We start from the raw sequence: 11,078 nt of genomic DNA, 5'->3' as shown, positions 1-11,078 counted from the left end.
ATCTTCTTGAACTCGTCGACGGCCTCGGGCGGCACCACGAACTGGTACTGGAGGAATCCCTTCGAGCCGTAGGCTCGGTTCCACTCACTGAACATGTCGAGTGGGTGGTAGAACGCCGTCAGGTTCTGAACCTTGTTGCGGTAGTTGCCCGACTTGCGGTACCACACCTCGCCGACCGCCGAGAAGGTGTACTTGTTGGCCAAACCGTTCGGGAAGACGTCCGGGAACGTAATCAGCGGCTTGGCATTGAAGCGGAGCGGATCCTTCTGGAGCTTCTCCGGCAGCTGGTCCAACCGGGCCAGTGATCCACGGGACACAGCGGCGCGCCCCAGCTTCGGGGGACCGGCGACGGCGTCGAACCACGCGCTCGAGTAGTCGTAGTTGTTCTCGCTGCCGTCGCTGTGAAGGGCGATGGTCTCGTCGAGGTTGCGCGTCACATCGCCGTCGGCAATGAAGTACGCCGTCTCGGTCGGCGTCATCTCGATGGTGGCGCGCAGGATGATGCCGGTGAGGCCATTGCCGCCGACCGTCGCCCAGAACAACTTCGAGTTCTTGCCCGACGGGGTGAGGTGCCGGATCTGACCGTCCGCGGTGAGCAGTTCCATCGAGCGCACGTGGTTGCCGAAGCTGCCCGCGCTGTGGTGGTTCTTGCCGTGGATATCCGTGCCGATCGCACCACCGATGGTGACCTGACGCGTACCCGGCAGCACCGGAACCCACAGACCGAAGGGCAACGCTGCGCGCATCAACTGATCGAGGTTGACTCCACCGTCGACGTCGACGATGCGCGTGGTCGCGTCGATGCTGTGGATGCCGTTCAAAGCATTCATGTCGACGACGAGGCCGCCCGAGTTCTGTGCGTTGTCGCCGTACGAGCGGCCGAGGCCACGCGCGATGACGCCGCGTCGCAGATGCGCCGGCTTGGAGTCGTTCTGCTCCGCGACTTGCCTGACCGCGTTGGCGATGAGCTCCGGGTCGGAAGTCGAGAGCACCTCGCCGGTGGACGGCGCCGTGCGCCCCCAACCGGTGAGCGTGCGGGTCTGCGTGGGTAGCGGCGCAGTGTTCCGGGCCTGTGGTTCCAGGGAGAAGAGTGCGTCGTCGGCTGTCGTGGACATCGGTCTAGAGGGTACCCGCTGCGTCCGACCTACTCCGAACACTGCGTCGCCAGGCGACTAGTCTCGGATTTCGTGTCCACCTCTGATCCCTCGGCGAACGACGACTGGTCGGCCGACGACAAGGAACCGCAGCATCACGTTCCGCTGCCCGTCGAACTGCCACTCACCGAGAACTTGGCCGACGAGGCCCTGGACCTCAAGACTCAGATAGTCCGTTTCTTGGCGACGGGTGTGCTGTCGGCCATCTTCGACTTCTCGATCACCATTGCGCTGCAATACGGGCTCGACCTGCAGCTCTCGCTCGCGAAAGCCGTCGGCTTCGTCGTCGGAACCACCGTCGCGTACCTCATCAACCGGCGCTGGACGTTCAACGCAGCACCCTCACGCTCACGATTCGTCGCGGTCGTGGTGCTGTACCTCGCCACCTTCGGGGTGCAGAACGCGCTGTACACCTTCTTCGGACACCTCTGGGCCGAAACCATCCTCTACAGCGGTCTGGCCTTCGTCATCGCCCAAGGCACCGCCACGGTCATCAACTTCGTTGTCCAGCGTGCCGTGATCTTCAGAATCCGCTGATCGGGCCGTCCTGCTCGCCCCACCCGCGCAGGTTGCAGTCGTTAGCGCAGGTTACAACTCAAGCGAACAGCTGGAAGGTGCGCGGTTGGGGGATGTGGCGCCACGATTCGCCGCTCACCGCTGCCCTTGCCGGTCCCGCTGGTTGCTGCTGACCACGATGCCGACACCGGTTTGCCGCTGACACCCACCACATCCGCGCAGGTTGCAGGCGTTCGCGCAGGTTGCAACTCAAGCGAATAGCTGGAAGGTGCGCGGTTGGGCACACCGCCGCCACCCGCACCGCCGCCAGCCCGCGCTTTGGCTGGCAGCCCCACCCGCGCAGGTCAGCCCAGGAACTTCGGTAGGTATCCGGCGTCGATGGCGTGGGCCAGTGAGGGCGCGGCGCGGTCTTTGTCGGAGAGTTGGTAGTCCAATGCGCTGCCGTCGCGGGCGAGGGTGGGCCAGTCGATGGCAAGGTCGGGGTCCAACGGGCTGAGGTCCCGATCGAGCGTCGGAGTGTATTCGATGGAGCACAGGTACATCACCGTCGAACCGTCTTCGAGGGACAAGATCGCGTGTCCGAGTCCCTCGGGCAGGTAGACCGCCCGCCGGTCGACGTCGTCGATGAGCACGCTGTCCCACTGCCCGAACGTCGGCGACCCGGTTCGCAGGTCGACGATCACATCGAGGAATGCACCTTTGACGCACGTGACGTACTTTGCCTGCCCGGGCGGGTTGTCGGTGAAGTGGATTCCGCGGAGTACGCCGGCGGCGGAGACCGAGCAGTTCGCCTGCTCCAATTTCAGTGGTCGGCCGACCGAGTCGGAGAAGGCGGAGGATTTGAACCATTCGAAGAACACGCCGCGGTCGTCGCCGAATTGGCGCGGGGTGAATTCGTATGCGCCGGGGATTTTCAGTTCACGAAATGTCATCATTTTCCTCGGTCGAGGAGTTCGAGCAGGTATTGCCCGTATCCGGATTTGACGAGTTTTTCGGCGCGCATCCGTAGTTCGTCGTCGGTGATGAAGCCGCGGCGCCACGACACTTCTTCGGGGGCGCCGATTTTCATGCCTTGGCGCTGCTCGATGGTGCGGACGTAGTTCGAGGCGTCGAGGAGGGAATCGAAGGTGCCGGTGTCGAGCCAGGCGGTGCCGCGCGGGAGGACCTCGACGCACAATTTTCCGGCGTCGAGGTAGTGCCGGTTGACGTCGGTGATCTCGTATTCGCCGCGGTCGGAGGGTTGCAGGTCGCGGGCGATTGTGAGGACGTCGTTGTCGTAGAAGTACAGGCCGGGGACGGAGAAGTTCGACTTGGGTTGTTTCGGCTTCTCTTCGAGCGAGATCGCTGTGCCGGCAGCGTCGAATTCGATGACGCCGTACGCGGAGGGGTCTTTGACTTCGTAGGCGAAGACGGCGCCGCCGTCGATGTCACCGAAGCGGGAGAGTTGTGAGCCCAAGCCGGGTCCGTAGAAGATGTTGTCGCCGAGCACCAGGGCTGCGGTGTCGGTGCCGATGTGGTCGGCGCCGAGGACGAACGCTTGGGCGAGGCCGTTGGGGACGTGTTGGACGGTGTAGGTGAGGTCGATGCCGAATTGGGAGCCGTCGCCGAGGAGCCGCTGGAACTGTTCGGCGTCCTGCGGGGTGGTGATGACGAGGATGTCGCGGATGCCGGCGAGGATCAGCGTCGAAAGCGGGTAGTAGATCATCGGCTTGTCGTAGACCGGGACCAACTGCTTGCTGATGCCTTTGGTGATCGGATGAAGACGCGAACCCGTGCCGCCCGCCAGAATAATTCCCCGCATGTCGGCAGTCTTTCAGATCGATCGGCTCTCCGCGCGGCGCTGATGTCGTTGAACTCTCCACGTTCCGGTACCTGCAGCGGCCAGTCCAACCGGAAATCGGTCTCGGGCAGGACGGCCGCGGGGGGAACGTGCGGGGAGCTTGTTTCGCGTCATCGAACGTCAGGACGATCGCGGCCTCGAAGAAGGCAGAGCGGTATGGTCACGGGTATGAAAATGCTCGTCACCGGGGGTGCTGGATTCATCGGCGCGAACTTCGTCCACTCGACCGTCGCCCACCGGCCGGATGTGGAGATTACGGTCCTCGACAAGCTGACCTACGCCGGAAACCGGGCATCACTCGACTCCGTGGCCGACAAGATCGACTTCGTCGAAGGTGACGTCGCGGATCCAAAGCTGGTGAACGATCTGGTGAAGAACACAGACTTGGTCGTTCATTTCGCTGCCGAATCACACAACGACAACAGTCTCACCGACCCGTGGCCGTTTCTGCACACCAACGTCATCGGCACCACCACGTTGCTTCAAGCCGTCCGCGAGCACGATGTCCGCTATCACCACATCTCCACCGACGAGGTGTACGGCGACCTCGAACTCGACGATCCTGCTCGTTTCACCGAGTCCACTCCATACAACCCGTCGAGTCCGTATTCCTCGACCAAGGCGTCGAGCGATCTGCTGGTGCGCGCGTGGGCCCGCAGCTTCGGCGTCCGCGCCACCATTTCCAATTGCTCGAACAATTACGGCCAGTACCAGCACGTGGAGAAGTTCATTCCCCGCCAGATCACCAACGTGCTCACCGGTCTGCGGCCCAAGCTGTACGGCGAAGGCCTCAACGTTCGCGATTGGATCCACGTCGACGACCACAACAGTGCCGTGTGGACGATCATCGACAAGGGCGTTCTCGGCGAGACGTACCTCATCGGCGCAGACGGGGAAAAGAACAACCGGGCCGTTCTCGAGACGATCCTCGAAGAGACCGGGCAGCCCGCCGACGCGTTCGACTTCGTCACCGACCGCCCCGGACACGACATGCGCTACGCCATCGACTCCACCAAACTGCGCACCGAGCTGGGGTGGACGCCGCAGTACGTCGACTTCCGCAGCGGGCTGAAAGCGACCGTCGAGTGGTACCGCAACAACGAAGACTGGTGGCGGCCACAAAAAGGTGCTACCGAAGCCGCATACGCCACGGCAGGTGAGCGTGCACTCTGACGGATCGGCAACCGCAACCGGTGGCACGAACCGTGCTTTTCCCTGCCGCTCGTTGTGCAACACTGTCGGGGTTCCTGCCGCCCGACGGCACCTATCTGCGCATCGGTTCTTGCTACCGATGCTGGCCTTGGAGTAACTGTGCTGTTGTCTGTCGTCGTCCCGTGTCACAACGAGGAGGACGTGCTTGCCAGCTTGGTCGAGCAGCTACTGGTAAAGCTCGAGCCGGATGGCCCGAAGTTGGAAGTCATCCTCGTCGACGACGGCAGCAGCGACGGAACCATGTCGATCATGAGGCGTCTCAACGCACACGATCAGCGCATTCGCTACATCTCGCTCAGCCGTAACTTCGGCAAGGAAGCCGCTATGTTGGCCGGTCTGGTGTATTCGACGGGCGATGCCGTCGTCATCATGGATGCCGACCTGCAGCATCCGCCGGCGCTGATCGTCGACATGCTGCGGTTGCACGCCGAAGGGTACGACCAGGTCGTGGCTCGACGAACCCGCGACGGGGACTCGTTCGGCCGTACTGCTGCGGCACGGTTGTACTACCGTGCCGTCAATCGGATGGTCGACGTCGACATGCAGGACGGCGCCGGGGATTTCCGTTTGCTCAGTCGTCGCGCGGTGGACGCACTCCTGCAGCTCGGTGAGTACAACAGATTCTCGAAGGGTCTGTTCTCGTGGATCGGATTTCCCACGGCAACAGTGGATTACAAGAACGTGGCGCGTCAGGGTGGCGGCGCCAGCAAGTGGTCGTTCCGCCGGCTGGTCAATTACGGCATCGACGGCATCATGTCTTTCAACAATGCCCCGGTACGCCTCGCGATCTACATCGGCGCAACAGTTATGGCACTGGGGTTCGCCTACGTCGTTTTTCTGGTCGTCGCAGCGATAGTCGGGGGTATCTCGGTTCCGGGGTATGTCACGCTCGTCGCAGCGATCGTTGGGCTCGGCGGATTGCAATTGATGTTCCTCGGCGTGATCGGCGAGTACGTCGGGCGCATCTATTACGAGACGAAGCAGCGACCCCACTTCCTCGTTGCCGAAACCGAGGGTGACGTTCGGCCGACACACACCGTCCGGCGTCGACGCGACGCACGAGACGAGTCCGACCGCGACATGCGCACCCATTCGGATTCCGATGGGGCGTCGGCGTGACCGAAACCCCCGACGAGCAGGGGTCTCGGCCGTCGTTCCGTTCGGCTCACCTGCCCCATCTGGTGAAGTTCGCGTCGGTGGGAGTAGTCAACACTTCCGTCTACTACGGCAGCTATCTGGCTCTGCGGCTGGCGATTCCGTACCTCGGAGCGCATTTGGTCGCGATCGTGATCGCGATGGTCGGGTCGTTCTTCCTCAACTGTTACTGGACGTTCAAGACTCCGCCGACGTGGCGTAAGTTCATGCTTTTTCCGTTGAGTAACCTGACCAATTACGTGCTCACGACGGGTGGTGTCGTCCTGCTCGTGGACGGTGTCGGTATGGACGAACGTGTTGCGCCGCTGGTGGCCGCTGTTGCTGCAATACCCTTCACGTTCGTGCTGTCGAGGAAAATCCTCACTCGTGAGCGCCGAGTCGAATCCCTGGATGTTCCGTGACGGTCTCGGATAGCTCGATTGGCACTGCAATCAAACTGCCAGTGTCTCGCCGACGCCGGGTTCCCGACGCCTTGATGGTCGTCCTGGTCGCCATTACCGTTCTTGTTCTCGCGGTCGTTCCGCAGTGGCGAGGAACGCTGTTTTTCTACGTCGGGGACATGTACGAGCAGTTCGCCCCGATATGGCACGTCTTCGGATCGCAGTTGCGCAGTGGCCACTGGATCGCCATGGATCCCGCGGGCTGGATGGGCGGGAACTACGCCGCCGAGGCGCTGCTGGGAATTTGGAATCCGGTCAACCTCGTCAACTTCGTCGTCGTGTCCTACTTCGACGATCTGGCGCTCGCGGCGTTCGTGATCATGGCCGAAATGCTCGCCGTTCTCGGAACGGGTGTGTATCTGCTGGCGCGGTCCTACGGCGCCTCGCGGGCCCCGGCGTTTCTGATCGCTGTCGCGATGCCGTTCTCCGGTCTTACGCTCTGGTACGAGGCGGCCGGCTGGCCTGCCGGGCTCGCGGCGTTCACCTGGGTCGTTCACTTCTGGTGGTCGGCGCGACGATTCGCGCTCGGACGGCTTCCGGCTGTCGTCCCGTTCCTCTTCGGTTTCCTCGCGATGACCGCCGGAAATCCGTATGCGCCGCTCGGCCTGGTGGTCGTTCTTTCTGCCCTCGGCATCGAGCAGATCGTGCGCCGGGACTATGCCCGCTTGGTGACGCTCACCATCATGGGCGCGTGCGTCGGGGCGGTGGCGCTCATGGTGTTCCTGCCGCTTCTCGGATCGAGTTCGGTGACGGACCGGCAGTCCCTCGCGGCGATCGCCAACGACACGTTTCTGGTACCGGATCTGGGGGACCTCGTCGGCGGTACTTCGTCGACGTATTTGCCGTCCATATCGAATTGGGGTGGGGAGCGGCTCGAGAGTGTGCCGTCCACGTACCTGGCGTGGTTCCTGGCTCCGCTGTTGCCGTGGTTGCGGTGGGGTTCGTTGCGCCGTCGCTTCGTGGGGGCGCTCAGCTTGTCGATCGTCGGCGGCTTCTACCTCGTCGCAAGTCTTGCGCCGTCCAACGTGTGGCTGTTCAGGTGGCCGTTCCGATTGGTCGAATACCTTTATCTCGCAATCGCCGTCGCGTTCGCCGTCGCGCTTTCCAGTGGCATCGCCCGTACCCACGTACGACGCAGGATCACTTTGACCATCGGGATCGTCCTCTTCGGTAGCTATTTGGCGTGGGCCGTTCGGCCCGACCTCGCAGCACTGCACCTGTCCGGCCTGCTTCTGGTTGCCGTACTCGTCGGGCTGGCCGTAACGCTCGGATTGCGTCGCAGTGTCGCCGCGCTGGTGTGTTCTGCTGTCGCGGGAACGGCGCTGATTCTGTTCTTGCAGACATCGTCGTTTCCCTCGGCAGCTCAACCGTTGCCGTCGTCGGAGCCCGAGCCCGAGCAGCCGCCGAACGGCGGTGACCCCCTGACGCGATTGTCCGACGCTCGGGTGGGCTCCGAGGCGTACCGGGGCACGGTGCTGCAACTTGCCGAGCGAAGCTCCGTGACAACGGCGGACACGCGCACGGGCCAGCTCTTGTTCGGCAACACCCCACGTGCCGCAGGCGTCCGCACCGTGGCCAGTTACACGGGGATGGGATTCGCGGCCTTCGCGACAGAGTTGTGCATGGACTACAGAGGGGCGGTATGCGCCGACGCCTTCGACCGCTTGTTCGCGCCTGCCTCCTCGAACATCGACGCACCGCTCGTCGATGTCATGGGCGTATCGACGCTTGTCTTGCAGCGCACTCTGCTCCCCGAGGTGACCGCCGGTCCACCCCCAGCCGGCTGGGGGGTCGCCGACAGTAGCAACGCGCGAGTGGTCTGGGTCCGAGACCAGCCTCAGACGTCAGGTGCAGGCTCTGCCACCTGGTGGTCACCAACCGCGAGGGTGGAGACCGTCGCCAGTACGCCGGCAATGGAAACCGTGCGCGTCGACGGGTCCGTCGCGACGACTGTCGTGTTCTCTCGGCTCGCCTGGCCGGGTTACACCGCTGTGTTCGACGGTTCGGCGTTGCCGGTAGCGGAAGGACCCGCCGGTCTGCTTACGGTCGAGGTTCCTGCAGGTGAGGGCGTCCTCGAGGTGCGGTACGAGTCGCCGGGACTCGAGGCCGGGCGGGTCGCGGCAGTGGCCGCGGCTGTCATCGTGGTCGGAATGTCCGTGGTAACGGCCCTGCGCGGGCGACGCCGCGCCCGATCACGCCTGAACCGTGCCACCGACAACGGTTGATACTGTGAGCTGCGACCGTTCGATGGGGTTGGCAGGCGTGGTGTGAACCCACACCACGAATCTTCGTAGGAGAGTAATGAGCGAGTTCGTTCACACCGATGCGCAGACGACGGACATCGATGCGATACGAAGCAAGTTGGTCGACCACGCCGCTCCGGCTCGCTTGATTGTCCAACGCGGCACGTTCGCCGGCCCCAACTCGCGCGTTTCGGACGACCTCTATGCGTCCATCGAGACCGGTGACGCTCACCGCCGGCGGTTCGAGGTCACCCTGGACAAGGGTGCGACCGTGGACACGGACACCTACTTCGGACGGTTTGCTGCGAGCTACTTCCAGCGGTGGACGTCGGTGACGAGCGTCGATGTTTCCTTCGATCATGACGGTCCCGGTGAGGTGCGGCTGCGTGCGTCGGATTCAGGTGGGAACGAACGAACCGTGACGACCGTCGAGGTCTCCGGCTCGGGTCGCGCGACGCTGTCGTCGCCGGTGGACACATTCCTCGATGGTGGCTTTCTGTGGATCGAGATCGCCGCAGTGGAAGATACGATTCGCGTGTCGGGTCTGGAATGGACCGTCGACGCGCCCGCCGTGGTTCGTCCCGCTGCGGTCGCCATCTGTACCTTCAACCGGGCCGACGACTGCGCGGAAACTGTTGCGGCGCTGGCAGGAGACGACCAGTTGATGGCCGGTCTCGACGCGGTGTTCGTCGTGGATCAAGGTACCGACCCGGTGTCCGATCGTGCACTCTTCGGTGAGGTCCGCGAGATCCTCGGCGACAAGCTCGTCTACATTCGGCAACCGAATCTCGGTGGCGCGGGCGGTTTCACGCGTGGCATGTTCGAGGTCACCGGAATCAACGAGCACGCCAACGTGATTCTGATGGATGACGACATCCTTTGTGAGCCGGAAAGTATTCTGCGGATGAACGCATTCGCGAACGTGACTGTCGAGCCGACCCTGGTCGGAGCGCAGATGCTGTATCTGATGAACCCGCAGAACCTGCACGTCAGCGGCGAGGAAGCCGACCTGTCGAAGCTGAAAGCCGGTCGCTGGTCGGCCAATTCGATTCACGACGCCGATCTGACCAAGAAGCGTCAGAACAAGCGCGTCGACGCCGGTTACAACGCGTGGTGGTCTTGCCTCATCCCGGCCGAGGTCATTTCGGCTATCGGTCTTCCGCTGCCGATGTTCTTTCAGTGGGACGACATCGAGTTCGGAATCAGGGCTCGCTCACATGGTTTCGCGACGGCAACCCTTCCGAACGCCGGGGTATGGCACGCGGATTTCCATTGGAAAGATCGCGACGACTGGTCTCGCTACTTCAGCGTTCGTAACTCGCTCATCGCGGCGGCGCTCCACAGCGAGTTCGACGTCAAGTCTCTGAGCGTCCAGATCGCACGCGAGATCACCCAGTTCACCGTCTCCATGCAGTACGGCCTCGCGCACACCGCCCTGAAGGGAGTGGAGGACTTCCTCTCGGGGCCGTCGATTCTCGAAGACGGTGGACGCTCGGTGCTCGGCCGCATTCGTGAATTGCGCAGTCGTTTCCCCGAGACTGTCAAGCACCCCGCTTCTGCAATCCCCGATGTGCGCTCGGCAGATCTGGTCACCCTCCCGGCCGGGTTCACTCCGAACAAGAGGATGCTCGATCTGGTGTTGGCGAAGCGCATCAAGAATCAGCTGCAGGGGCGCGTGCGCGGCGAACTCGCCTATATCCCTGCTGCTGAAGCGCATTGGTGGCATGTCTCGCTGTTCGACAGAGCCGTCGTAGCCGACGCGTCTCAGTCGGGCGTACGGGTGCGTCGTCGTGACGTCGCAGCTGCACGTGAGGTCGGTCGCCGGTTGGCCGACGTCATGCGCCGACTGCGAGCCGAGGGGCCGGACGTGCAACGTCGCTTCCGCGACGCTATGCCCGAGTTGACGAGCCGGACGAACTGGGCCCGCCTGTACGATGTCGACGCCTGAGCACCGACACGGGAGAACAAGCGCCGTCGCCTACAGCGACGGCGCTTTTCTGATTCGTACGACTACCTGCTCGTTGTCGGCGGTGTAGCCGAGGTAGTCGAATTCGGTGCCGGTGCGGGCGACGAATTCGGTCCAGGCGCGGTATTCGTGGTTTCGCCAGCCCGGGAAGTTGAAGTATTCGTCGAACACGATGACGGTGTCTTCGACGAGACGGTCGGCTACGAGGTCGAGCACCGTCACAGTCGACGAGTACAAGTCGGCGTCGAGGTGGAGGAAGGCCAGCTTTTCGGAGTGGCTTTCCAGGAAACCGGGTAGCGAGTCCTCGAACATGCCGGGCACGATTTCTGCGCCGGCCACGGTGGGTTGGCCTTGTTGCTCGAACAATCCCTTCGGGAAGCCCGTGCGCCATGTTTCGGGCAGCCCGGAGAAGACGTCGAAGCCGGCGACGACGGTGATGTCGTTCTTCGAGCCGAGTTCCTCGGCGATGATTTCGAGGGTGGTGCCGCTGGCGACGCCGAATTCGAGTGCCATTCCCGGCACGGACACTTCACCGAGTGCGAAGCGCAGGGT

At 63.2% G+C, this 11,078-nt stretch carries 10 protein-coding genes; 6 read left to right on the top strand and 4 right to left on the bottom strand.

Features of this window, described 5'->3' with window-relative positions; all coding sequences use genetic code 11:
• Positions 1-1,115: decaprenylphosphoryl-beta-D-ribose oxidase (gene dprE1, locus WBQ44_RS10760; protein WP_495566679.1), on the bottom strand; the 1,115-nt coding region annotated here is incomplete at its 3' end.
• A 72-nt stretch (positions 1,116-1,187) separates the two neighbouring features.
• Between dprE1 and WBQ44_RS10755 the strand changes: the two genes are divergently transcribed.
• Positions 1,188-1,691, top strand: coding sequence for a GtrA family protein (locus WBQ44_RS10755; protein WP_495566678.1), 504 nt, complete (start codon positions 1,188-1,190; stop codon positions 1,689-1,691).
• Between the two features lie 323 nt (positions 1,692-2,014).
• Here WBQ44_RS10755 and WBQ44_RS10750 read toward each other — a convergent pair whose 3' ends face one another.
• Positions 2,015-2,602, bottom strand: coding sequence for a dTDP-4-dehydrorhamnose 3,5-epimerase family protein (locus WBQ44_RS10750; RefSeq protein WP_495566680.1), 588 nt, complete (start codon positions 2,600-2,602; stop codon positions 2,015-2,017).
• Positions 2,602-3,471, bottom strand: coding sequence for a glucose-1-phosphate thymidylyltransferase RfbA (gene rfbA / locus WBQ44_RS10745; RefSeq protein WP_495566677.1), 870 nt, complete (start codon positions 3,469-3,471; stop codon positions 2,602-2,604). The genes WBQ44_RS10750 and rfbA overlap by 1 nt, the downstream gene beginning before the upstream one ends.
• 207 nt (positions 3,472-3,678) lie before the next feature.
• Between rfbA and rfbB the strand changes: the two genes are divergently transcribed.
• The 5 genes from rfbB (at position 3,679) to WBQ44_RS10720 (ending at position 10,508) form a co-directional block, all read left to right on the top strand.
• Positions 3,679-4,683 (top strand): dTDP-glucose 4,6-dehydratase, encoded by a 1,005-nt coding sequence (gene rfbB / locus WBQ44_RS10740; RefSeq protein WP_495566676.1) that lies wholly within the window; start codon positions 3,679-3,681, stop codon positions 4,681-4,683.
• Between the two features lie 138 nt (positions 4,684-4,821).
• Positions 4,822-5,841 carry a glycosyltransferase family 2 protein gene (locus tag WBQ44_RS10735; RefSeq protein WP_495566675.1) on the top strand — a complete coding sequence of 340 codons (1,020 nt, stop codon included), beginning with the start codon at positions 4,822-4,824 and terminating at the stop codon, positions 5,839-5,841.
• Entirely contained in the window at positions 5,838-6,278 is a 441-nt protein-coding gene (locus WBQ44_RS10730) for a GtrA family protein (RefSeq protein WP_495566674.1), read from the top strand. The genes WBQ44_RS10735 and WBQ44_RS10730 overlap by 4 nt, the downstream gene beginning before the upstream one ends.
• A gap of 41 nt (positions 6,279-6,319) precedes the next feature.
• The gene (locus WBQ44_RS10725) at positions 6,320-8,542 is read left to right on the top strand and encodes a hypothetical protein (protein WP_495566673.1); all 2,223 of its coding nucleotides are present in this window, start codon (positions 6,320-6,322) and stop codon (positions 8,540-8,542) included.
• A 76-nt stretch (positions 8,543-8,618) separates the two neighbouring features.
• Positions 8,619-10,508: a glycosyltransferase gene (locus tag WBQ44_RS10720; protein WP_495566672.1), complete on the top strand. Its 1,890-nt coding sequence runs from the start codon at positions 8,619-8,621 to the stop codon at positions 10,506-10,508.
• 30 nt (positions 10,509-10,538) lie between these two features.
• On the opposite strand, the gene WBQ44_RS10715 is transcribed toward WBQ44_RS10720, so the two are convergent.
• On the bottom strand, positions 10,539-11,078 hold a 540-nt coding region (locus WBQ44_RS10715; RefSeq protein WP_495566671.1), incomplete at its 5' end, for a TylF/MycF/NovP-related O-methyltransferase.

The sequence above is a fragment of the Rhodococcus sp. (in: high G+C Gram-positive bacteria) genome (genome assembly GCF_049591685.1).
GTDB lineage: Bacteria > Actinomycetota > Actinomycetes > Mycobacteriales > Mycobacteriaceae > Rhodococcoides.
The sequence above is the reverse complement of the archived record's forward strand: the minus strand, read 5'-3'. Positions and strand labels throughout refer to the sequence as shown.